The following is a 22,940-nucleotide window of genomic DNA, read 5'->3' as shown; positions in this document are numbered from 1 at the left end:
CTGCAAACTTAAACAATTTTATCGGCATATTAGTTGAATGTATCTGCCTTTTATCTTTTCTTCTTGATAATTTTATCTTTTCCTCCTTCTGCTATTGCACTTTATATTCACTTGGTGACATTCCGGTGTGGTGCTTAAAATATTTTCCGAAAAAGGAAGGATTTGGGAAATTCATGTAATAGGCTACTTCCTGAATAGACATGACCGAATATTTAAGTAATGCTTTTGCCTCCAGAATTACATATTCGTCAATCCACTCACCGGCTGTTTTCCCACTTACTTTTTTCACCACGGTAGAGAAGTGCTTCGGACTTAAAAACAACTGTTCGGCATAGAAGTCCACCCGTCTTTCTTTGCGATGATGTTCGGTTAGCAAATTAATGAATTGGTTGAATAGTATTTCTTCTCGTTTCATGGATTTAGGGTTGACAGACAAGAATTCCGGTTGTCTGCGATGCAGAATGGAACCTAATTTATAAAGATAGGCACCCATCAGCCGCCGTACAATCTCTGTACGGAAATTATCATTCCGGTCAATAGTCTCTTCTATTAATGTATAGAAAGCCTCCAACTCTTTTACCTCCTCATCCGTCAGGCTGAAAATAGGTTGTTCTTTTAATGAAATAAAGAAAGGCATGAAACTATTCAGGTTGATATACATCTCTTTTAGAAAATCGGATGAGATGAGGAACATTTGGGTTTGATGCATGCCCGGTTTGGGAATTGATTGAAGGATGTCGCCGGGAGCGCAAAGAATTAAATCGTTTTTAGTCGTGTTGTATTCACGCAGGTTGATGTTTATAGTTGCACTTCCTTGTTTTCGCACTGCGATGATAATACCGTCGAGACGAAGAGGATATTTGAATATAGAATTGACATCCGGAATATAATATTCTGTACTGTCCATTATAAAATCATTTCCTATGCCCTTCATTGCAGGGTTCAATTTGCGGATGAGGGCAATGGATATATTTCCAATTTCTTGTTCCATATCTCTTATTTTTGTTTCAAAAATATAAATCAATAATCACATGGCAATTCTTTTTGTCTCCTTTATATATTTTTTAATTGAATTTGGCGGAACGTCTGCCAATTGACTGTCAATAACCCGCTAATATTCTTAATTCTTTCTAAAACGGGAAGGGTGGCAAACTATTTGTGTATAATAACCTGTATATTTAACAACGAAATTATAAAGAACAAAACTATGTCAATGTATTGGATATTATTTATTGGAATTGCGATTATTAGTTATATCGTACAAGCTAGTTTACAGAGTAAGTTTAAGAAATACTCTAAAATGCCACTATCAAACGGCATGACCGGAAAAGAAGTAGCAGAGAAGATGTTGCATGACAACGGTATTTATGATGTCAGAGTGACAAGTACCCCGGGAATGTTGACCGACCATTATAATCCGGCTAACAAAACAGTGAATTTAAGTGAAGGTGTATATGGAAGCAATAGTGTGGCTGCTGCTGCCGTAGCTGCCCACGAGTGTGGACATGCTGTGCAGCATGCGCGTGCATACGCTCCGTTGAAAATGCGTTCTGCACTTGTTCCGGTGGTTCAGTTCTCATCTTCTATCATGACTTGGGTGTTGTTGGGAGGAATTCTGATGGTAAATACTTTTCCGCAGTTATTGTTGGCCGGTATCTGTTTGTTTGCCATGACTACCCTCTTCAGTTTTATTACATTACCGGTAGAAATAAATGCGAGCCATCGTGCACTGGTATGGTTGAGTAAAGCGGGTATTACTAATTCCTATAATCATCAGGCAGCGGAAGACGCATTACGTTCGGCTGCTTATACATATGTAGTCGCTGCACTCAGCTCATTGGCTACATTGGTTTATTATATTATGATTTATATGGGACGTCGGGAGTAAATATTTATCCGATTGTATTGAATAATGGGAGTATGTCAAAACTAAATCGGTCTATCCCATCGTCAGCTGTAGGGGCAGGGTTCGCCTGCCCGAAGACACAAAACAAACTGTTTTCGGGCGAGCGAACCTCGCCCCTACGAACTAAATGATAGCATTATCCACGTTTTGACAGCCCCATTTTCTTTAGATTCTTATATCTGTCCTCCCATATCCTTGAGTTTTTAGTAAAAGCTACAATTCTTTGGAATACACTTTGTTTCTTTATTAGATATTAGAGGATTAAACAGGCTCGTTTTCGGAAGAATGGCATTAAGATCAATAGAGGCTAACCATAATCAGAGTTTTCTCCCTTTTTATTCGTTTATTACAGAGATTTTTTCGTAATTCTGGAAAACTTTCGTTTGTGCCTTATACAAAGGACTTTGGAAGAATTACCCGATTTTGAGGTAATGACTTGGCAACTGTGCCGTATGCTGCGTTCTGCCTTGAATTGCTTTCAAGTAACTCGTTTCTGTGTACAAAAATAATAGAATAGTCCGATGCACACAAGGTACATCAAAGAAAAAGTTCGACTATTTGTTTAGTTTGTTTAATCGCATTACAATCGAAGTTTGACTTCTACCCATTTTGTTTGCAATATATTTGACACTCTTACCTTCATTGTGCAGTTTCAATAAAAATTGGTCTGCACTTCTTGTCCATCTTTTATTGGCGTTAGGGTGCTTTACATAGCTTTCTTCTGACACCTTTTCGGGGTGCAAGAATTCATCCACAAATACAGACGGGAAACGCTTATCGTATAATACAAGCGTTTTTACCTTAGCCCTTGTTATTGCAACATAGAATAATCTTCTTTCTTCTCCGTATGGGAATTGGTCGCTCTTAGTGAGCACATAGTTAAGCACAGGGTCGTCACTCACCTGTGATGGGAAACCGTATGTATCTTTATTGCATTGTAAGAGTATTACATAATCCGCTTCAAGACCTTTTGACTTATGTACGGTTAAAAACTCTATTTTTCGTCCTCCTATCACATAGTAGAATCTATTACCCTCTTTAATTGATTGGTACATAAAAGAGAGGTAGTAATCATCAAAAGAGTAACGCCCCAATAGGAATATTGATTTATCCGATGGAATAGAAGCTACAAGTTGCCCTATCGTATTGCAGTAATCTCGTCTATCATAAGCATAGAATTCCAACTCGGTTCTCATTTCTGAGCTGAACGAATGGATATTCTTTTGTATTTGGGCTTTATTGCGTTGTATAAAGTTCGACGATAAAGAAACCAAAGGCTCTCCAAATCTGTATGTCGTTTCAATCTTGTTTATCTCCGTTGTTCCAAAATATTCGGGGAATTGATTGAATAGAGCCATATCACTTCCCGAAAAACGATAAATAGACTGCCAATCATCACCCACACAATACAACTTTGCAGGAGGATTACCCTCTCGCAATACTTTCAAGAAGTTGTAACGGTCAACAGAAATATCTTGAAACTCATCCACTATGATATAATCATATTCAACAGGGTGTGAAGTACGACATATCTCAGTGGCTTGAAGAATAGCATCGGTAAAATCAATTTGGTTACTATCGCTTAACGCATTTATGTAGCGTTCATATACAGGTTGAAATATATTCTTGATGATAAACACACTTCGTTCATCATCTGCATTTTTGGCTTGTTTCAAAACCTCTTTAACTGATTTACAACTTGATTTTACCAATGTAACGAAAGTAACAACAAGTCGTATAAACGCCTTTTCCTGCTTGCTGCCTTTGGGTAGTACTAAATCGTATAACTCCTCATCGGTCTTTTCTTGAATTGGTACACCTGCTTCAGCTAATAGTTTACGGAGTTTATCCCTAATATCAGAATAATGAAAATCTGCACTTGATGTTACTAAAAGTTGTGTGCCAAATTTCTCGTGAGCAGTTTTCTTCCAAGTTATACCATCATTGTATTTCTGATTGGCTTCTTCGTAGGTTATACCCTTATCTTTTGCGAACCAAGCAGGAACAAGCCCGTGTTCATCAACTCCGAAATGTTCAAGATAGATGCGTTTGGTTACTCCTCCTTGCTTAAAATATATTGAGAAGTCGGGACGATATTGTGAGTGCATCTCATCTGCTAATTGATGTTCGTATGGTTCTTCATATCTGAATTTCACTCCCAGCGAGGACAAAGCAAAACATATTTTTTGTTCTTGTTCACTTCTCACATATATGGCTCTGCCGTCCATATCGGGAAACATCGCCTTTAGCTGCACATTCTTTAGTCCTGATAATTGCTCCCGTCTTTCATTCTTGCGTTGTTCCCAATCAGCTTCATTCGTTTGGTAATCAATAAAGTATTCCACTATACTTTTCTTGAAAGACGATTTATCTAACAATTTGTGATATATATCTACAAACAATGAATCTGTATTGTCGCAAATAGATGGTTTTGTACCTGTCGTTTTGCCTATAATATCAATGGCTAACTTATGGAATGTGTAGCCTTTCAATCCATTGGTCGCCATTCTTTCGGTTAGTTCGGCTGCTGCTTTGTTGGTATAACTGATAAGTAAAATTCTTTCAGGTGCTATACCCTTGATTTCGGTGAGATATTTAACCTTACCGACAATTGAAGAGGTTTTACCACTACCTGCACTGCTGACTACTAAACAATTATCCTCTTCTGAAACAATTGAGCGTCTTTGTTGCTTGTCTAATGGGTATTTTAGGCAATGGTCAAAAAAGTCCCTGTGCGTGTCAAGTAGAAAGGTTATAACACCATCATTGTGTTGTTTTACAAGTTTGTTGATTCTTCCAAAGTCGTTAATGAATTTGGATATGGTTTCTGATGGAGTGATGTTAAATGCTTCAAGTTTCTTCAGAAGTGAATATGCCTCTTGGAAATGCACCTTATAATGATTGATGAAATCTTTTTCTTGCGTTGCGGAGATTACCCTGCCATAAAAGCCATTATTTAAGTCTGAGGGAATATCTATAAACGCCCCCTCATTAAGAGCCGATAATCTCTCTCTTGCTTGCTCATAATTTGATTTCTCGCTATATGCAGATATATGGTTTAGCTTTTCTGCAAGCTCTTTGGATTTGTTTTTTAGGCGTGTTCGTACCATCGCTATTACAATAACCGAAATAGCAATTATACAAATAACCAAAATAAACGCCCATTGCATATTAAAAAAATAGCAGTTGATAATATTTGATTTGCATAAAAATTAGCGTACTACGGAAATACGGAATTTATAGCAAAAAATTATTTTCTTTAAAATAATCTATTACATCTTCATCCGAAGTTGCTTCATCTACTGCGTTTAAAATTTTTACGAAGTCCTCAAACTTATCTGTTTCATAACCCCCACAAGTTGTAAATTCTTCATCGCAAAAGAAAATCATTTCTCCCGGAATGGTCATTGAGCCTGCTCCATTAAGACTCCTAAATCTATGGCTTACTGCCCAACCTGTAAATTCTCCTTTGTGATATTTAGCGACATTTTCTTTTAGAAAAGCAAGTTGTTCTGAAAGTTTCTTGGTGTATTTGTTCAAATCAGATTTGGCTTCTTCCTTTTCTTTTTTTGCTCGTGAATACTCTCCACGAGAGTATTGAGAAGAATAACCATTGGGGGCAAAAATATCCATAGAAGATTCTGCTGATTCAATTTTTCTCTCACAGCGATTTATTTTAGATATCAAATTCTTGATTTCATCGCTAATTTTCATAATAGGCTCGATAGTAGTTACATCAATAAACATACTATCAACTCTTGTTGATATTGGCTCATAAGAATCAGGGTGATAGAGATAGTCTTTAAGCGTCTCTTTAACCAATTTCTCAGCTTTTTCCTCGTTAGAGAGTGTACAAGAAGTTATAACTAAAGCGGATAATACTAAAAACTTTTTCATAATCTGTCGTATTATTGGGTTATTTCTCAGGGAATAAACTTGTTAAGGCTCTTCTAATGGCTTGACGGATATCATCAGCTTCTGTTTCGCCTTGTCCTTCTGCTGTACAAGAACATATCATTTCATTGGTTTTTGCAGAGCTAAACTGTATAGTTACTTCTATTGTGTAACCTAAACCTCTATTACGCCTGCCACTCTCACCATAATTGACGATTAGAGTTTCATTAGATAATTCGGGTTTAAGTTCGGGTAATATGATATATCCTTCTTTTATTAGTATTCCTGCTATTACATCACTTGGATTAACACTTTTGGTGGTTGAAGAACCATAGATACCGTATTGCCCACCATATGTACCTCCTGTGCTTGATGTCAATTCCTTTGTTGGGGAAATGTATGCGTATTTATACATTTCAATAGGAGCATTCCTTACTATTACAGGCATTCGAAGTGGTGCACATCCATTCATTAATATAATGGCACAAATAGCTAATAACCATTTTTTTATTACGCTCATACACTACATTTTTTAATCTCCAGTTCCCAAAGGAATTTAACCTATTAAAGAAGCGTGGAACTGTATGCCACATTCTTTACTTGAAGGTCGTAGGAAACCATAGATGCAGATGTAACAATAGCAGCCCACGCTATATGCGTGAGAACCACTATGCTATCCTTGCATCTAATTGAAAATTTCCTACGTTTTCAAGTACAAGATAAGCATAACGCTTCTTTTTTTTCGTATGTCTTGGAAAGAGTTGCCTCAATCCAATACAAAAGTATGAAAAATCCGTGATATACCATTCTACTATCACGGATTTTTTTGATTTACAGTTTCATACTTCTATTCTGTCTTGGCTTCGGTATTCCGATGGCTTCTCTGAACTCATTCATCTTCTTTCTGAACCAGTTCACGTGAGAAACCCCGTCTATCTTGAAATCGAATTTACCGTTTTCATCCTGTTTGATGGAGCAGACGGAATGTCGGGTATCAAAACTTCGGTTAAATTCGGAAGAATAGAGTTCACCTTTTATTCCGACCTCCTTGAACTCGCACAGTCTTCTGATTATCCCATCATTAAAGCCCAAACGTTCACGCAGGAAATTTATTACAGGCATCAGTTTCTCCACATACGGAAAGTAGCGTCTGACAAAATCCGTAAACTCCGACAGCTTGCGGTGCTGTTGCTCGTAAGCGTTTCTTATCTCCTGTATCTGTTCGGCTTGTTGCCGTTCCCGTTGTCGGGCTTCGTCTTCAAGTTCAAGGATGCGGTCTTGCAAGTCCTCGTTCCTGCGTTCCAACGATTTCATTCTTCCACTTCCGAAAAGAGAACCCACACTGCTTGCAAGGGCGGTTGCCGTATCGGTGGCTACACATTTGAGCTTGTCAGTACGGATTTCTGCTTTTACCTGTCTCAATTCCTCCTGCGCTTCGGTCTTCTTTTCCTGCAACAGTCTGGTTTCGGTTTCGAGGACTTCATTCTTCTTTTTCAAGTCCCTATAATACTGCATGGTGGTGGTGTGCCGTGCTTCCGAACCCCGTACCCCACGCTGCAATCCGTATTTCGCCATCACCCTTGCGTAATTGTCGTGGTAGGCGACCAAGGTCTGGCGGTTGAACAGGTCATCGGCACACAAACGGACGGAATTTGTTTTCTTGCGGTACTTGCGCTTACCGTCCGTCTGCTCTTTCTTGGCTTTGCGCCTTTCACCCGTCACGATGGGAACAACGGCTGCATGTATGTGCGGAGTCTTCTCGTCCATGTGCAGATGTGCGGCAACCACATTGTCTTTGCCGAATGTGGCTTGCAGCCATTGGATGCTGTCGCTGCACCATTCATCGAGTTCTCCTTTTTCCTGTATGTTCATCATGTCCTCGTGTGTACCCGACAAGACCACCCGAACGACACGGACTTGGTCGTGCGTGATTTTCCGTCTGATGCCTGCCGTGTTCAGCCTGTGGGCAATCGCTTCATCCCTGCCGTGAACGCCATCGGGGTATTCGACAAGCACCCTGTTCAGATGCGTTCTTGTCGGGTCTGCGTTTTTAGGTATTATCTTTCTCTCTATATGGTCGGACTGCGTGGTGTCCGATGTACCCTTTGCTTTCTTTATGTCTAATGAAAAATATCCCATATTATTCCTATTTTTGCGGTTATCGTTATGTTTCTTCTCTCTGCCTGTGGCATCGGCTCACAGGGTTTATTATGCAAATGAACCATTGCTGCACTCGGCATAATCCAAACGAGTTTGGCTTCTGCTCTCGTTTGCACAGGGTTTCCAAAGGGATTTCCCTTTGGCTCGATAGGGTGTTTTTAGCGTTACGGAGTAATGCGTGAAGAAAACGCCCTATTGAGCTATGGTATTTCTGTCTAAATACCTTGGGAGAGCGGACGTGCATATTACAGATGAAATCCCCCTTTCTTTTTCGGTGGCTGCATCATCCGCCTTGCGGATTGGACTTGCTTCTTCTCCTTTATCGGCTCTGCCGATTGGGACAAGGGCTTACCGCACAGGTAGTCGTTCAAGTCCTTATACTCACGATAGTACATTGACTTGTCAAGCAGCCGTTCCCCAAACTTCTCTTTCAGCTTCTTGCAGGTGTTCCGTCCTGCCGTGTCGTTGTCAAGGAAACAGCCGACTTGGATGTAGGTCTCCAATATGCTTTCCGCTTTTGCAAGATTGGAAACGGAGTTCAATATGATATAGTCCTGTGTGTCCAATCGCGGGTGTTGCGGATTGTTTTCTACTCGGATGGTAAGGAATGAAAGGTAATCCATGAACCCCTCGAACAGGTAACACATACATCGTTGTCCGCCCTGCTGTCGGATATGGGTGATGTCTTTCGGGGCGACACATCCCTTGAAGTATCTGTTGCGCACTTCATATCCCCCTGCCATGTTCGGAAAGCCGATGGCAAAATAGGGTTTGTCGGCATTCATAAACCGAAGCTCCCTGCATTCTCTTTTGGCAAGTCCGATGTTTATTCCCCTTTCTTGCAGATAGGCTATAAGAGCAGGAGAGGACAACTCACCAACACTTAATCCCTGATAAGGCTGATTGTCGGAATGCTGTCTGCCAAAAGAGAACGATGCAGGGCGGATGTATGCTGTCCGCTCCTCTATGCGTTTCAGCAGATAGGCTACATCTTCCGAATGGTAGAGTTCCGCTGCCAATGCAATGATATTACCGCCTTTGCCGATGCCGAAGTCGTACCATTTTTCAAGCTCGGTGTTTACCTTGAACGATGCGTCCGTTTCTTCCCGTAACGGTGATTTGTACCACAGATTCCTGCCTTGTTGCTTTACAGGCGTATAGCCCAGACTTTGCAGATAGTCTGCCAGTTTGATTTGCTTTACATCTTGGATTGTCATATTACATACGGTTTTGAAGTTGATGAAAATTTGTTGATTTGATGAACTGTTGATGTAATATGTTTATATACAGCCTCGTAACCTCTCAACATCTTCTCAACAAACCGCTCACCAAAAGAGAAATCCACAAACGGGTATCGGTGGTCTCTCAACTTCTCTTTTGGCTTGTTGAGATTTTGTTGAGAATGTATATCGTTTATTGTCATTGTATTTATACCCATATTCAACAATTCAACAGAAAAATGATAGTATTACAGGGATTCGAGTTGCTCCCTTGTGACGGTGTAGAAGCGTCCCACCCTCTTTATCGGCTCATAGTGACAACTTCTGTTGTAATTGCCCTGATAGGTGGTGTAGGTAAGCCCGTTTGGTGCAGGTGTTAGTTTCCAGCACTCCTGCACCACCTTACGCACTTGGTGCTTTTCCGCCTTTACCTGCGAGTGTACCAGCAGTACGACAAGGTCGTTAAGGCAGAATGAAACGCTATCTACATCCATTGCAACCATAATGTCAAGCAGCAGTTCCGACATCTCTATCTCCAGCCGGTTGCGGTTGCTACGGATAATCTTCTGCAAGGCTTCTGTATGCAGCAATGTGGGGTTGAACCACATCCGGCTTTCCTTTTCGGTGGATAGCTGTCTGTGTTGCAGGAAATGAAGAAAGGCGGGTATCTCCGCTTTCAGCTTTTGCAGGAAGTCGGTATCATCGGACTGCAAGCGGTCTATCTTGCGCACCCAATAGCGTGTTTCCCCTGCGTCTATGATTACGGGTAGATACTCGTTGTTGGAACACAGCACGAATTTGGCGAAGAACGCAATCTCGTCACGGTCTTTGCCTTTGGCTTCCACCTTATAGGAAAGTGTGGTGCTGAGGTTCTTCAACCGCTCGCTATCCTCCCTGCGGTTGAGCAGCACCTCATCCACCACGATAAGCAACTTGCCAGCCCAGTCGGAATTGAACTGGCTGCGGAAATCCTCGTTGGTGTTGAAAGTCACATTGTTCTGAAAAAGGGCTTTCAGAAAGTTCAGGAAGGTGCTTTTGCCCGTGTTGCGTTCTTCCGACACCAACAGCAGGATAGGCAACTTCTGAATTGGTTGCAGGTAGAGCAGTTGCAGATAGTCCATCCCCAACTCGTACTGTTCCCCGAAGATGTGCCGTACCAAAGATTGGATATGCGATAAATCGCCCTCCTGCGGTCGGTGGTCTATCGGTTCGTAGAGGTTAAGGAACTTGCCGACCACGGAACGGTAGCCGATGTGTTCGGGTACTGTGCAGAAGCCGTCATACTTGGGAACGCTGCCGATGTAATCCTTGCCGTAATCCTGTCGCAGGGTCTCGTTGTTCCATGCGATGCGTTTCTTCACATACCCTCCGTTCAGTCTCGGTTGCTCCACAATCTTGTAGAGCGTTGTCCCGACACGGATAAATTCTTCCTTTGCCATGCCGCCATCCGATGGTAGCTTATGGCTTAATGTTACTTTGTTAGCTTCCATTTTCAAATACTTTTAGGTTCAAAAAATGTCAGCTACAAAAATATAAGTAATTGACGGATAAGTTGCTACGCAAATCATAGCAGAATAGTGAATAAAGTACTATGGGAAGATGAATTTGATGTGTGCTATAAACTCAAGACAATTATAAACGAAAGAAATTCTCTCATTTGGTTTATTTCGAGTACCTTTGCGGTATAATTAGTTTGAATAGTTAGTATATGGTAGAATACACAAGTAGTAGATTATGTTTCAAGGCTGATTTGATTGAGCCTTTGAATGATAATGATTCATTTATTGTGCATATTCCAGATGAAACATTCAAGTTTACAAAAGCTGATTTCTATCGTGTCTTTTCAAATGTTATTGAAACCAAGAGCTATCAAGAGGGCAGATTGTATAGTTGTAAATATCCTCCCAAACGAGCTATGCAATTTTTAATATCGGGACAACCTACACCATATAGGCAGTCAGAAAGATGTATGCCCACAAAAGATTTGGTAGGGAAAGAAATCCGAATGAAAATTAAGGAGATAGGTACATTGTGGCGTAATTCTCCTAATAACCCTCAGATAGATGTTGAAGTACTTGAAAATTGGAATAATCTGATAGAGAAATGGATTGCAGACAAAGATATGCCATTGATTATTCGCAAAGAAACAAATAAACGAGGTCAATCCTTTGTGCATCCCTGTGGAAGAGAGATTATCGTTTCAGATAATACCGTAGCTATTTGGGTGTATAATAATGTTCTAAAAGGGATAGTGTTCACCTTATCGCAAATCAAAGAGCTGTTGAGCCAAAAAGAGTTACCAATGGTGTTTATGGCAACAAAGGAAATTAAGGCAAATGCCAAGTACACCAAACCATTAGGTAGTTATGCTTTGCCTAATTGGAAATTGTGTCATATTCAACCTGTGGGATTTAATACTAATACAAGCATTGAAGATTTGGAAATTTCCGATATTGAAGACCATTTTCGAAAATATGTAAATCCGAACAATATGTTCGTACTTCCTAAAGAAATTGGTTATTTAGGAGAAATAGATGTATTTATAGAGGAGCAAAAACGATAAAAGATAAATAGCAGGTGTTCATTGCGTTCCTACTATTTATCTAATCTACAATCTACTACATATCATTTGAAGAATTGACAAGCGAAAGGAGATAGCATACTTTCTCTTTTCGCAGGTACAGTCTTTCAAGAACGGCATTGCGTACCCGTTCCGCTCCGAATGTGCTGATATAGAAAGCAAGGGCAACTATCGCTTCAAGGTTGTAAACCTCCATACTGCAATTATCGGATACCCGTATGCTTCGCCTTATCTCGTATTCCCTTAAAACTCCGCTCTTGCAAAGAGCCTTCAGCCCTGCACGGAATGTCGGGGCGGTTACTCCGAACAGGGCGCAAAGTTCCCATTCGCTCATGGCGGTTGCGCCTATGTCGGTCGGCATGATGATGTTGCCGTTACCATCTGTTGTGATGATGCTTCGTTTCATGGCTATGCTTGATTATGGGGTTACACTTCCGAACGATGCGTTCAGCTTGTTGCCGAACATCGTCAGGTCATTGTCAAGTTTCTGTGTGGTTATCTTCGCATAGATTTGAGTCGTGACAATGTTCGTGTGTCCCAGCACACGGCTCACGCTTTCAATGGGCATTCCCTTGCTAAGAGCCAGTGTTCCAAACGTATGACGTGCGCAATGGTAGGAGATTTGCTTCTCTATTCCGCATTCCGTCATTACCTTTTTCAGCTGTTTGCACATCGTCCAATAGTTGATTTTTCCGAAAACCAGCCTGTCTTCCGACAGATACTTGTACCGTTCGATTATCTGCAAGGGAATATCCAGCAGCTTCACTTGGAACGGGACATTTGTCTTATGCCGTTTCGACAATATCCATTTCTCACCGTTCACCTCCACTATTTCGTCCGTTGTGAGTTCTTTCATATCCACGAAAGACAAGGCGGTGAAGCAGGCGAAAATGAACAGATCCCGCACCAATGCGAGGGTGGGGTTGTCAAACTCGTGCGCCATGATTCTTTTGATTTCGTCCTCTGTCAGATACTCCCGTTCCTTAACATTCGGGCTGATATGGAACTGCGCAAACGGATTTCTCGGTATCAGTCCGTTATAGTGCGCACGCATGACCACGCCTTTCAGCCACATGCAGTTCAGCCAGATGGTGGCGTTTTTCAGTCCCCGTTCAGCCGTAAGATAAGCCGCAAACTCCTTGATGAAGTCGGGCGTAAGTTCCAGCATGGACATATCCGTCCGTCTGTAGAATGACTTGATAAAGGCTGCGACATAGTTCCTTGCCCTCACCATTACCTTGTATGTGCCGATGCTGCGGTCTTTGCCGACACGTTTCAGGAAGTTGGCGCAATCCTTGTCAAAAGCCTTTATCAGTGTCTCATACTCGCTTCCTACCCCTTGGTAGGCATTGCGCACCATTTCAGCCGTTACGTATGCCTCTCGGTCGGATATGCGCTGATAGTGCTTGATGATTTGCGCCTTGATGTTATCCAATGCCAGATTGATGTTCCGTGCTTCGGCACTCTTGCCTTTGGCTCGGTTGCCTTTCACATCCCAAAGGGTTTTCGGGATGGTCTGCTTGCAACTGAACTGCGCCACAGTACCGTTGATTGTCACTCGTCCCATGATGGGGACAATACCGTCTTTCTCCTTGCTGCCGTTCACGTAGAACAGCACTTTGAATGTACTTCTTGCCATACTCGTTTTTTGTTTGCAAAGTTAAATATCAACGAGTTAGACCTTGATACGCAAATCGGTGACAAACGGTGCAATAGCATCTCTCATATGTTAAATCTTACTCTTTCACGGGTAATGATTTGCAAACCATTCTTCTTCTTAAATCCGCTTTTCTTTGCGTTTTCCGATTTTTCGGCTTGTCATCATTTGACACCGTAACTACTCTGACATTAAGTCATTTAGCGTCATTTTTCCCGTTTTTCGAGGTTATTCCAGAGATTTTGTGTAATTTTGTGCTTCAAAATCAAATCAGAGAATCATTATGGCAGCAAAACCGGGTATTCCAAAAGGAACCAGAGATTTTTCGCCCGTAGAAATGGCGAAACGTAATTATATATTTAATACGATCCGTGAAGTGTTCCATCTTTTCGGCTATCAGCAGATTGAAACTCCTTCTATGGAGAATCTGTCTACTTTGATGGGAAAATATGGAGATGAAGGGGATAAACTATTGTTTAAGATACAGAACTCAGGCGATTACTTTTCGGGAATTACCGATGAGGAGTTGTTGAGCCGCAATGCTGTGAAATTGGCCGGTAAATTTTGTGAGAAAGGACTGCGCTATGATCTCACTGTACCGTTTGCCCGCTATGTGGTGATGCATCGTGATGAGATAAGTTTTCCTTTCAAACGTTATCAAATTCAACCGGTATGGCGTGCAGACCGTCCTCAAAAGGGACGTTATCGTGAGTTCTATCAGTGTGATGCCGATGTGGTGGGTAGCAATTCGCTGCTGAACGAAGTAGAACTTGTACAAATGATTGATCGTGTGTTCAACAAGTTTGGCGTGCGTATTTCCGTTAAGATTAATAATCGTAAGATATTAACGGGTATTGCCGAAATAATCGGTGAGGCTGATAAGATAGTAGATATTACCGTTGCTATCGATAAGCTGGATAAGATAGGTTTGGATAATGTGAATGCAGAGTTGGCTTCGAAAGGTATCCCACAGGAGGCGATTGATAAACTTCAGCCTATTATCTTATTGAGCGGTTCAAATGAGGAAAAACTGGAAACACTGAAAACGGTTCTGGCTACCAGCGAGACCGGTATGAAAGGGGTGGAAGAAAGTGAGTTTATCCTGAAGACTGTTGCTTCTCTTGGAGTGAAGAGTGAAGTAGAACTGGACTTGACGTTGGCTCGCGGATTAAATTACTATACCGGTGCTATCTTCGAGGTGAAGGCACTGGATGTACAGATTGGCAGCATCAGCGGTGGAGGACGTTATGACAACTTGACAGGCGTGTTTGGAATGGATGGAATGTCAGGAGTCGGTATTTCATTCGGAGCAGACCGTATTTTTGATGTACTGAATCAATTGGATTTGTATCCGAAAGAGGCTGTGAATGGTACGGAGCTGTTGTTTGTGAACTTCGGAGAGAAGGAAACTGCCTACTGTTTGCCTGTTTTGGCCAAAATGCGTGATGCAGGTGTACGTGCCGAGATTTATCCTGATTCAGCCAAGATGAAGAAGCAGATGGGGTATGCAAATGACAAACAGATCCCTTTTGTTGCTATTGTTGGTGAAAATGAGATGGCTGAAGGTAAACTAACCCTGAAGAATATGACTACAGGAGAACAGTCATTGCTGACTTCCGATGAATTATTGAAAACAGTAAGAGGATAATAAGAGGAATTCTATATTTTGTTTGTCACCGTAGCAGCTTTATCATGGGCTGCTACGGTGATGTTTTTTATAGATGGCGTTCGGGATATAAATCGTTCCACCATTCAGGGCTGTCTTGCAGCCAACGTGCAAACCATGCCATGATGGAGTTATGCCATAATATTCGTTTCGGATAATCGGCAATGAAGTGGTTCTCACCATCTACGGTTACAAATTCGACAGTCTTGCCCAAAATCTTCAGTGCATTGAACAGTTGGATGCTTTCTCCGATAGGTACATTGGTATCTGCCGTTCCGTGCAACAATAACAAGGGAGTATTGATTTTGTCGGCATTGAATAGTGAACCTTGCTTGGTAAACAGTTCCGGGTTTTTCCAAGGATAACTGTCGGCAGCTGCTATTGCATTATATGAATACCCCCAATAGCCTTCTCCCCAATAGCTTGTCACATTGCTGATGCCGGCATGCGAAACCGCGGCTGCGAAGATGTCGGTTTGTGTTTGCAGGTATTGGGTCATGAATCCTCCGTAGGATGCACCCAGACAGCCTATTTTTTTATCATTGACAAATGGATGTTCTTTGCAGAATTGCTTGGTGCCTTCGATGATATCGTCGGCTGTGCGTTTACCCCATGCGTTGACGTGGCGTGCCGAGAACTCTTGTCCATAACCGATAGTTCCGCTCGGATTGATGACATATACTACATAGTCTCGTGAAGCAAACAGTTGTGCACAATAGGGATTGCTGATGCCACGTTCGGTGGGAGTCGTTCCACCATAATAATATACGATAAGCGGATATTTCTTATTGGGGTCGAAATTAGGAGGCAGACACATCATACCCTGAATGGTAGTTCCGTCTGAGGCAGTGAAGTTCCAAGGTTCTGTTTTGCCCAATTCAATCTCGTCCAATATCGGTTTCATGGGGTCGGCAAGCAGACGTGAAGTCTTCTTTTTCATATCGTAAAGATAAGCGACTCCTGCATTGTGATTGCTCTGTCCGATATAGGCAGCGATTGAAGGGTTGTTTTCTGAAAGTGCAAAGGCGCTGGTGACATCTGTTTCCAGATTTAACTTCTCAAACTTTTTTGTTTGGGGAGAGTAACGGTAGATGTTTCTGCAATCTTCATCGTTGGTATTGAAGTAGATGCAGCCGTCGCCTTTGTTCCATTGAAGAGGATAGACAGTCGGGGCAAAGTCCTTTGTGATTGGTTCAATATGACGTGTGGCCAAGTCCATGATATAGGCCTGTGAATCGAAGTCATTGGCGATGGGGTGGTTGCCGCAATTCTTGCCTATGCCTCCGAATGCTTCGGGGCTTCCGGTCAACAGCAATTGTTTACCATCCGGTGAATAACTGGCGCTTCCCATAAAACGGTCGTCGATAAAGAGTGTATCGACAGCCAATGTTTCCAGATTGACCTGATAGAGAGAACTTAATGAGAAAGGACGTTCTGTGATGTTCTCTTTTGAGGTGCTATAAAGGATATACTTGCCATCGGGGGAAATATCATTCAGGTAAGTGCTGTGGTTACCGAAAGTGAGACGTTCAGATATGCCCGTTGCCGGATTATATTTAGCCAGGAAGCTGCGGCGGCGTGAACCGGGAATACGGTCAGCCGGGCTCACGATGCGTTTCAGCGGACCTTCCTCTTTCACTCCTTCTTCCGAAGGATGATAAATCAGATAATCTTCGTTAGGCGACCAGGTGAAACTTTCTTCGGGAATACCTTTCAGGATGGTTTCTTCTTTTAGGGTCAGCGGATCAAGGGTGATTACATCGTTGCCCTTGGCAGCCTGTACGGTATAATACAGTTTATTGCTTTTAGGCATCCAGCGCATGCCTTCTTTGGCATTGGACAACAGTACTTTGCCTGTTTTCAGCTCAGACAGCGTGGTGTAAGTATAAGAACGTTTCAAAGAGTGGTTATTCCAATAGCGTGTAAGCAGATATTTGCCGTCGGGTGAAATGGATACGCCAATGACACGGTTGCCGTAAACGGTGTTGGGGAGGGCAAAGCGTTTCTTTTGTTCGGGAGATACAAAACAAGTGATATCTTTAAACTTATCATCCTTGATGAGTTCGCATTTCAAGGTAGGCACTGCTTTATCCTTTGAACCGGAAAGCAACTTGATGGTGATTTCATAATCGGCTTCGGGTTCCAGACGAAGGTTGACTTCGCGGGTTGAGGCACCGGATATGCTGTCTTCAGCATTTTCTTTTGACATTTTTGATTCTCCGTTGATAAAAATCTCCCAACGGGCGGGTGAAGTGACTTTCAATTTCCCGGTCATGAAGCGTTCGGCACGCAAGGAGGTCTCCAATAAGTAGATACTATGGTCTTTCTCTGCTTTAGGGAATGAGAGAACTCCGGCAGTATCGGTGCTCAGCACCTGGAAAGGAGCATCGGCAAGGTCGAGTACGACCGGTGTCTTAAGCAAATCCTTGTCGGCGTATTTCTCACCTTTCGGGTTGATGCTGTCATTCATAATCGGGGTGCGTACTGTAATGGCATCGCGCACCTTGAATTGGGTTAATTTCTCTTGGGCTTGCAGGCAGGTACCGGCTCCGGTTGCCAATAACAAGGCAAGCATTGTTGTTCGTTTTTTCATGCTTTTATTTTTGATTAAATGGTTAATATACTATTTTGTCCAAGATTCCGTTGAGGCAGGCGATAGCTACTCCGTAGTTGGTCATCGGTATGTGTTGGCAGCGTGCCCGGTCGATGCGGCTTAATACATATTTACGGTTGAACATACAACCCCCGCAATGAATAATCAGTTCATAAGAACTGAGGTCGGTGGGGAAATCTGTGCCTGATACTATATCTATGTGCAAGCTTTCACCGACTTTCTTTCTGAGCAGGCGCGGGAGCTTTACTCTGCCGATGTCTTCCGAAAGAGGGGCATGTGTGCAGGCTTCGGCTATCAGTATCCTCGATTGCGGGGTAAGGCTGCCGATGGCTGCTGCGCTTTCTATATAATAATGTATATCTCCTTTGTATCCTGCCATCAATACAGAAAAGGAGGTGAGCAGACTGGATTCGGGTTTCAGGCGATATACTTCGTGGAACACTTGTGAGTCTGTGATTATCAGTTGGGGAGCGCGTGAAAGCGCTTCCAATGTATTTGCCAGTTGATCGGTCGTGCAGCTCATGACAAGACATTTCTTATCGAGCAGTTCGCGCATGGTTTGCACCTGAGGCAGAATAAGACGTCCTTTGGGTGCCTGTATGTCCTGTGGCATAACCAGCAATACCAAGTCTCCTTCTTGTACTAAGTTGCCGGTAATGGTTTGTTGGCCGAAATCGGTCGGCAGTTTTCGGAGGATGGCTTGATACACTGCTTCTATGCCTGTATGCTCTTTGGCACTGACTGTGATAGGCGTTTTTCCGCAGACCTTTTCGATTCGGGCAGCGACATCGGCAGCACATTCGCGCCGGTCTGACTTGTTAAGAATAAGGATGACCGGAATATGTCGGGAGTTCAGTTGCTGTATCCATTGCTGCTCTTCTTCCAAATCTCCGTCTTCGCAAAGCAATAACGCGATGTCTGTGCGTTCGATGGCTTGAAGGGTGCGGGCAATGCGCATTTCTCCCAATTCGCCTTCGTCGTCAAATCCCGGCGTATCTATAAAAACGCAAGGGCCGATGCCGTGTATTTCCATGGCTTTATTCACAAGGTCGGTAGTGGTGCCCGGAACAGCGGAAACAAGGGCTGTGTCCTGCCCCGTCAGGGTGTTGATAAGTGATGATTTACCACTGTTGCAACGGCCGAAAATGGCGATATGCAGGCGATTGGCATTAGGAGTACTATTCATATCCATGAGTTATGCTTAAAATCTAAAGTCACGTTTTCCTTCTATTATCTCTTTCAGATTACGCGCGGCTATCTCCTTTATTTTGGGATTGGGGATATGTTTCAATTCTTTTTGAATGAGCACTTCTCCTTTGGCGCGCGTGTCGGCGGATGCATAATCTTCCAAATATTCTTTTAAAGTCATGAGAGCGTTGGGGGCACAGCAATTCGCTATTTGTCCCGATTTGACTAATGACATGAAGCGGTCGCCCGTTCTGCCTGCCCGGTAGCAGGCGGTGCAGAAGCTGGGAATGTGCCCCATGTCGAGCAGCCAGTTGACCACTTCATCCAATGTCCGTGTATCACTGATGTCGAATTGGGCGGAATTTTCTTCCTTCGGTTCAGGCGTGGCGTAACCGCCTACACTGGTGCGTGATCCGCCACTGATTTGTGAAATGCCCAAATGCAGCACTTTGCTGCGCGTGGCAACCGATTCGCGTGTGGAAATAATCATTCCCGTATAAGGTACGGCAATGCGGATGATGGCTACAATGCGGCAGAATATATCATCGGAAACAGCATTGGGGAAGTCGTTTGTGGAAATATCGTCAGCCGGACAGATGCGTGGCACGCTGATGGTGTGCGGACCTACTCCGAAGGTGGCTTCCAGATGTTCCGCATGCATCAGCAGTCCGATAAAGTCGTATTTATAAGTGTTGAGGCCGAACAACACTCCCAGGCCCACATCGTCTATGCCGGCTTCCATGGCGCGGTCCATAGCTTCGGTGTGGTAAGCATATTTGCTTTTAGGTCCGGTGGGGTGCAAGGCTTCGTAGTTTTCTTTGTGATAAGTTTCCTGAAACAGGATATAGGTACCGATGCCGGCATCCTTTAACCGGCGGTAGTTCTCTACTGTGGTTGCGGCAATGTTGACATTCACTCGGCGAATGGCTCCATTCTTATGTTTGATGCTATAAATGGTATCGATGGATTCCAGGATATATTCGATGGGATTGTGCAACGGGTCTTCGCCGGCTTCGAGTGCCAGACGCTTGTGTCCCATGTCCTGCAGGGCGATAACTTCTTTCCTAATCTCCTCTTGTGTCAACTTCTTGCGGGCTATTGTCTTGTTCTTCAGGTGATAAGGACAATATACGCAACCATTGACACAATAATTGGAAAGATATAGCGGAGCGAACATGACAATGCGGTTGCCATAAAATTTATGTTTGATTTCTTCCGCCAGACGGAAAATCCGTTCTATCAAGTCCGGTTGGTCACATTCCAACAAGAGGGCTGCTTCCCGATGGGTCAGGCCTTTGCATCGAGCGGCTTTGTCTATCAATGACTCAATCAGCGCACGGTTGCTCTTATGGGTTTCTGCATAACTCATTGTATCCAGAATTTCCTGATGATTGATGAACTCTTCCGCTATTTTTGAATCTGCTTTATACATTATATTCTAATTGTTTTTATGTTCTGTTTCCATTATAATCTCCTCTTTCTGTCGAAATCCGGTATCCGATAGCATTTAACCGTTCAGACAGTTTTTTTAATCCTTCTGCTGCTTCGGCACCAAAGGCGGCTTTATTATCATATAAGGTGTATTTGGTACGTTGTTCCGGGGGTGACAGGTTGGGCATCACGACATTGGCACCTGCCAATATTCCTCGTTCGCGGCCATCGCTGGCAAGAGTTGCCAGCGCAGTTGTGGAAGGGATAAGGGCGTAAGGATGCATCAGCCTGAAGATAGAAAGCAATTTGAGTGTCATTTCCATGCTTCCGGCCGCTTTGCCGGCAAAGGGAGTATCGTGATGGGGAATGAAGGGACCGATGCCAATCATTTCCGGTTGGAAACGCTCAATAAACAATAAGTCCTCCACCAAATGTCCGATAGTTTGTCCGGGAGTGCCTACCATGATTCCTGTGCCTGTCTGATAGCCGATTTCTTTCAACCATTGCAGGCATTGCAACCGATATTCGGGTGACATTCTGTCGGGATGAAGCAGCCGGTAATGCTCCTTATTATATGTCTCGTGGCGAAGTAAGTATCGATTTGCGCCGGCATGGAAAAAGCGCTCATAAGTCTCCCGTGTCTTCTCGCCCAATGACAAGGTGATGGCACAATCAGGAAAAAGCCGATGTATGGATGCTACCGTTTGTTCTGTCCACTCGTCTGTCATGGCGGGATCTTCTCCTCCCTGCATGACAAATGTACGAAAACCGGCTTCATATCCTTCACGGCAACATGCTAAGATTGTTTCCCGTGTCAGTCCGTAGCGACTGACCGACGGATTGCCTTTCCGAATGCCGCAATAATAGCAATTATTGCGGCATCGGTTAGTGACTTCTATGAGGCCGCGGATGAAAACTCTATTACCGAACCGGGAAAGGGCTTCCTCTTGAGCTTGCTTTTGTAGATAAGATAAGCAGTTACTATCCTGACATTCGAGCAGAATTTTATATTCTTCCGCAGTCAGTTTATGTTCCTTCCTCAGTTTGTCTATCAAGAGTATTTCATTCCATATTTTCATACGTTTTGGTTTGTTTGGTCAATTCTTGGGATAACTGCCACTTGCCTGACTTGCTTCCGCTATGCGTGCTGGGGCCGGTGATGCAGCCTCCTTCGCAAGCCATTACTTCGATAAATTGTCCCGGAGCTTTCCCCGTTTTGGCGTATGCACGTAATGCTGCAATATTCTTTTTGTTCAAGTCTGAAACCTGAACGGCATTTATCTTGTCTGCTTCCATCTTGAGGAATGCTTTCACGGCACCCATAACGCCGCCTGCCTGAGCAAATCCATGTGCTTCGCGCACAGAAGAGAATTCCATGGCATAAGGTTGTACTATTTCCAAATTGACTTCCATCGCATCGAAAATAGAAGAAATCTCCTCAAATGTCATTACAAAATCCACAGCTTCATCACGTTGTGCTTCTTTACGCTTGGCCACACACGGTCCCACAAATACAATTTTTGCATCGGGATGTTTTTTCTTGGCAATACGTGCGGCATAGTACATTGGAGAACCGGTAGTAGAAACATATTTTTTCATGTCGGGAATATACTTGTTCACCAACTCAATATAAGAAGGACAGCAGGAAGTAGTCATAAACTTCTGGCCTTCCTCCAGTTTTTCAATCAGCTCATGTGCTTCATTTTCCACTGTTTCCATTGCACCTTGTGCGACTTCAATCACATCGGTGAAACCGATTTGCTTGAATGCTCCGTATACTTGTTCGATAGTGGTACTGAACTGTCCTAAAATAGAAGGGGCCACAATAGCCACTACTTTTTCTCCTTTACGGATTCTCTGTAACACATCGAAAGTCTGTGATATTTCGAAGATAGCTCCAAAGGGACAGGCGTTCATACACTTTCCGCAGTAGATGCACTTGTCCTCGTCAATGTGTTCTATGCCATGCTCGTCTTTGCTGATAGCCTTGACAGGACAGGATTCCTCGCAGGGAACCGGGATATAGACGATGGCATGATAAGGACAACTTTTGTGGCAGATGCCACAACTGATACAGGTGTCGTGGTCAATCCATGCTTTGCCGGTGTCTGCATGTACATGAACAGCTCCTTTGGGGCAGTTGTACTGGCAGCTGCGGGCGGTACATCCGCGACACAAGTCGGTAATTTCGTAGTTAATCTGTACGCAAGCGGAGCAGGCTTCGTCTATTACACACATTATATTGTCCTTGGGCATTCCATTTTCTGCACGGTCGAGGGCTCTGGCGGCATATTCGGATAATGAAGTAAGTTCATCTGTTTCATCGTCCATATCCAACCCCAGCAAAGGGAGTGATTTATACTTCCACACAGCGCGTTCTTTATGTACGCAGCAACGTCCGGCATGTTTTGAACGTCGAGGACTCAATTCCAAAGGCAGACGGTCTATTTTGTCTGTTGTCAGTTCTCCATTTTTCCACAGTTTCACAAGTTCGGTCAGCAACTTGTGGCGGACAATCATAATGTTGTTCGTAAAAGCCATATAGTTCAAAAGGTTAGTTATTAGGGTTTGCAAAGATAGTGATATGTTTGCGTTTCATCCCTATAATCGTTAAAGAAAATGA

17 protein-coding genes are annotated in these 22,940 nt (G+C 43.2%); 3 read left to right on the top strand and 14 right to left on the bottom strand.

All coding sequences use genetic code 11. The features are described 5' to 3' along the window. Nucleotides 1-91: 91 nt before the first annotated feature. Nucleotides 92-991, bottom strand: a complete 900-nt coding sequence (locus tag HMPREF1534_RS07700; protein WP_005941203.1) for a helix-turn-helix domain-containing protein — start codon at nt 989-991, stop codon at nt 92-94. 216 nt (nt 992-1,207) lie between these two features. Between HMPREF1534_RS07700 and HMPREF1534_RS07705 the strand changes: the two genes are divergently transcribed. Beyond that, entirely contained in the window at nt 1,208-1,888 is a 681-nt protein-coding gene (locus HMPREF1534_RS07705; protein WP_005941201.1) for a zinc metallopeptidase, read from the top strand. A 572-nt stretch (nt 1,889-2,460) separates the two neighbouring features. Here HMPREF1534_RS07705 and HMPREF1534_RS07710 read toward each other — a convergent pair. From HMPREF1534_RS07710 to HMPREF1534_RS07735, 6 genes are all read right to left on the bottom strand, one after another. Next, nucleotides 2,461-5,076 (bottom strand): UvrD-helicase domain-containing protein, encoded by a 2,616-nt coding sequence (locus HMPREF1534_RS07710; protein WP_005941199.1) that lies wholly within the window; start codon nt 5,074-5,076, stop codon nt 2,461-2,463. Nucleotides 5,077-5,143: 67 nt separating this feature from the next. Further along, nucleotides 5,144-5,803 (bottom strand): hypothetical protein, encoded by a 660-nt coding sequence (locus tag HMPREF1534_RS07715; RefSeq protein ID WP_005941197.1) that lies wholly within the window; start codon nt 5,801-5,803, stop codon nt 5,144-5,146. A 19-nt stretch (nt 5,804-5,822) separates the two neighbouring features. Further along, nucleotides 5,823-6,320, bottom strand: a complete 498-nt coding sequence (locus HMPREF1534_RS07720) for a hypothetical protein (RefSeq protein ID WP_005941195.1) — start codon at nt 6,318-6,320, stop codon at nt 5,823-5,825. Nucleotides 6,321-6,631: 311 nt separating this feature from the next. Further along, the gene (gene mobV, locus HMPREF1534_RS07725) at nt 6,632-7,939 is read right to left on the bottom strand and encodes a MobV family relaxase (protein ID WP_005941186.1); all 1,308 of its coding nucleotides are present in this window, start codon (nt 7,937-7,939) and stop codon (nt 6,632-6,634) included. A gap of 266 nt (nt 7,940-8,205) precedes the next feature. Continuing rightward, a complete protein-coding gene (locus HMPREF1534_RS07730) occupies nt 8,206-9,177 on the bottom strand; it encodes a toprim domain-containing protein (protein WP_005941183.1) in 972 nt (323 codons plus the stop codon). Nucleotides 9,178-9,428: 251 nt separating this feature from the next. Further along, on the bottom strand, nt 9,429-10,670 hold the full coding sequence (locus tag HMPREF1534_RS07735; RefSeq protein ID WP_005941180.1) for a primase-helicase family protein: 1,242 nt from the start codon (nt 10,668-10,670) through the stop codon (nt 9,429-9,431). 218 nt (nt 10,671-10,888) lie between these two features. Between HMPREF1534_RS07735 and HMPREF1534_RS07740 the strand changes: the two genes are divergently transcribed. Then, complete coding sequence (locus tag HMPREF1534_RS07740) at nt 10,889-11,743, top strand: hypothetical protein (RefSeq protein ID WP_005941177.1); 855 nt, start codon at nt 10,889-10,891, stop codon at nt 11,741-11,743. Nucleotides 11,744-11,798: 55 nt separating this feature from the next. Here HMPREF1534_RS07740 and HMPREF1534_RS07745 read toward each other — a convergent pair whose 3' ends face one another. Further along, entirely contained in the window at nt 11,799-12,167 is a 369-nt protein-coding gene (locus HMPREF1534_RS07745) for a hypothetical protein (protein WP_005941175.1), read from the bottom strand. A gap of 12 nt (nt 12,168-12,179) precedes the next feature. Beyond that, nucleotides 12,180-13,400, bottom strand: coding sequence for a site-specific integrase (locus HMPREF1534_RS07750; RefSeq protein WP_005941171.1), 1,221 nt, complete (start codon nt 13,398-13,400; stop codon nt 12,180-12,182). 301 nt (nt 13,401-13,701) lie between these two features. Here HMPREF1534_RS07750 and hisS point away from each other — a divergent pair, with 301 nt between their 5' ends. Then, nucleotides 13,702-15,066 carry a histidine--tRNA ligase gene (gene hisS / locus HMPREF1534_RS07755; protein WP_005941168.1) on the top strand — a complete coding sequence of 455 codons (1,365 nt, stop codon included), beginning with the start codon at nt 13,702-13,704 and terminating at the stop codon, nt 15,064-15,066. Between the two features lie 67 nt (nt 15,067-15,133). On the opposite strand, the gene HMPREF1534_RS07760 is transcribed toward hisS, so the two are convergent. Genes HMPREF1534_RS07760 through HMPREF1534_RS07780 form a run of 5 tightly spaced genes read right to left on the bottom strand, consistent with a single transcriptional unit; the run spans nt 15,134 to nt 22,858 of the window. Continuing rightward, nucleotides 15,134-17,677 carry a S9 family peptidase gene (locus HMPREF1534_RS07760; RefSeq protein WP_005941165.1) on the bottom strand — a complete coding sequence of 848 codons (2,544 nt, stop codon included), beginning with the start codon at nt 17,675-17,677 and terminating at the stop codon, nt 15,134-15,136. 22 nt (nt 17,678-17,699) lie between these two features. Next, complete coding sequence (gene hydF, locus HMPREF1534_RS07765; protein ID WP_018452050.1) at nt 17,700-18,890, bottom strand: [FeFe] hydrogenase H-cluster maturation GTPase HydF; 1,191 nt, start codon at nt 18,888-18,890, stop codon at nt 17,700-17,702. A gap of 9 nt (nt 18,891-18,899) precedes the next feature. Beyond that, on the bottom strand, nt 18,900-20,318 hold the full coding sequence (hydG, locus tag HMPREF1534_RS07770) for a [FeFe] hydrogenase H-cluster radical SAM maturase HydG (RefSeq protein WP_005941160.1): 1,419 nt from the start codon (nt 20,316-20,318) through the stop codon (nt 18,900-18,902). 16 nt (nt 20,319-20,334) lie between these two features. Further along, complete coding sequence (hydE, locus tag HMPREF1534_RS07775) at nt 20,335-21,396, bottom strand: [FeFe] hydrogenase H-cluster radical SAM maturase HydE (RefSeq protein WP_005941157.1); 1,062 nt, start codon at nt 21,394-21,396, stop codon at nt 20,335-20,337. Then, nucleotides 21,380-22,858 carry a 4Fe-4S dicluster domain-containing protein gene (locus HMPREF1534_RS07780; RefSeq protein WP_005941153.1) on the bottom strand — a complete coding sequence of 493 codons (1,479 nt, stop codon included), beginning with the start codon at nt 22,856-22,858 and terminating at the stop codon, nt 21,380-21,382. The genes hydE and HMPREF1534_RS07780 overlap by 17 nt, the downstream gene beginning before the upstream one ends. Nucleotides 22,859-22,940: the final 82 nt, after the last annotated feature.

This window comes from Phocaeicola massiliensis B84634 = Timone 84634 = DSM 17679 = JCM 13223 (assembly GCF_000382445.1).
Taxonomy (GTDB): domain Bacteria; phylum Bacteroidota; class Bacteroidia; order Bacteroidales; family Bacteroidaceae; genus Phocaeicola; species Phocaeicola massiliensis.
Note: the sequence above shows the minus strand (reverse complement) of the source record. Positions and strands in the feature narration are given on the sequence as shown.

Coding starts and splice junctions, on each gene's coding strand:
- HMPREF1534_RS07700 (WP_005941203.1), bottom strand. CDS start 991: ATGGAACAAGAAATTGGAAATATATCCATTGCCCTCATCCGCAAATTG.
- HMPREF1534_RS07705 (WP_005941201.1), top strand. CDS start 1,208: ATGTCAATGTATTGGATATTATTTATTGGAATTGCGATTATTAGTTAT.
- HMPREF1534_RS07710 (WP_005941199.1), bottom strand. CDS start 5,076: ATGCAATGGGCGTTTATTTTGGTTATTTGTATAATTGCTATTTCGGTT.
- HMPREF1534_RS07715 (WP_005941197.1), bottom strand. CDS start 5,803: ATGAAAAAGTTTTTAGTATTATCCGCTTTAGTTATAACTTCTTGTACA.
- HMPREF1534_RS07720 (WP_005941195.1), bottom strand. CDS start 6,320: ATGAGCGTAATAAAAAAATGGTTATTAGCTATTTGTGCCATTATATTA.
- mobV (WP_005941186.1), bottom strand. CDS start 7,939: ATGGGATATTTTTCATTAGACATAAAGAAAGCAAAGGGTACATCGGAC.
- HMPREF1534_RS07730 (WP_005941183.1), bottom strand. CDS start 9,177: ATGACAATCCAAGATGTAAAGCAAATCAAACTGGCAGACTATCTGCAA.
- HMPREF1534_RS07735 (WP_005941180.1), bottom strand. CDS start 10,670: ATGGAAGCTAACAAAGTAACATTAAGCCATAAGCTACCATCGGATGGC.
- HMPREF1534_RS07740 (WP_005941177.1), top strand. CDS start 10,889: ATGGTAGAATACACAAGTAGTAGATTATGTTTCAAGGCTGATTTGATT.
- HMPREF1534_RS07745 (WP_005941175.1), bottom strand. CDS start 12,167: ATGAAACGAAGCATCATCACAACAGATGGTAACGGCAACATCATCATG.
- HMPREF1534_RS07750 (WP_005941171.1), bottom strand. CDS start 13,400: ATGGCAAGAAGTACATTCAAAGTGCTGTTCTACGTGAACGGCAGCAAG.
- hisS (WP_005941168.1), top strand. CDS start 13,702: ATGGCAGCAAAACCGGGTATTCCAAAAGGAACCAGAGATTTTTCGCCC.
- HMPREF1534_RS07760 (WP_005941165.1), bottom strand. CDS start 17,677: ATGAAAAAACGAACAACAATGCTTGCCTTGTTATTGGCAACCGGAGCC.
- hydF (WP_018452050.1), bottom strand. CDS start 18,890: ATGGATATGAATAGTACTCCTAATGCCAATCGCCTGCATATCGCCATT.
- hydG (WP_005941160.1), bottom strand. CDS start 20,318: ATGTATAAAGCAGATTCAAAAATAGCGGAAGAGTTCATCAATCATCAG.
- hydE (WP_005941157.1), bottom strand. CDS start 21,396: ATGAAAATATGGAATGAAATACTCTTGATAGACAAACTGAGGAAGGAA.
- HMPREF1534_RS07780 (WP_005941153.1), bottom strand. CDS start 22,858: ATGGCTTTTACGAACAACATTATGATTGTCCGCCACAAGTTGCTGACC.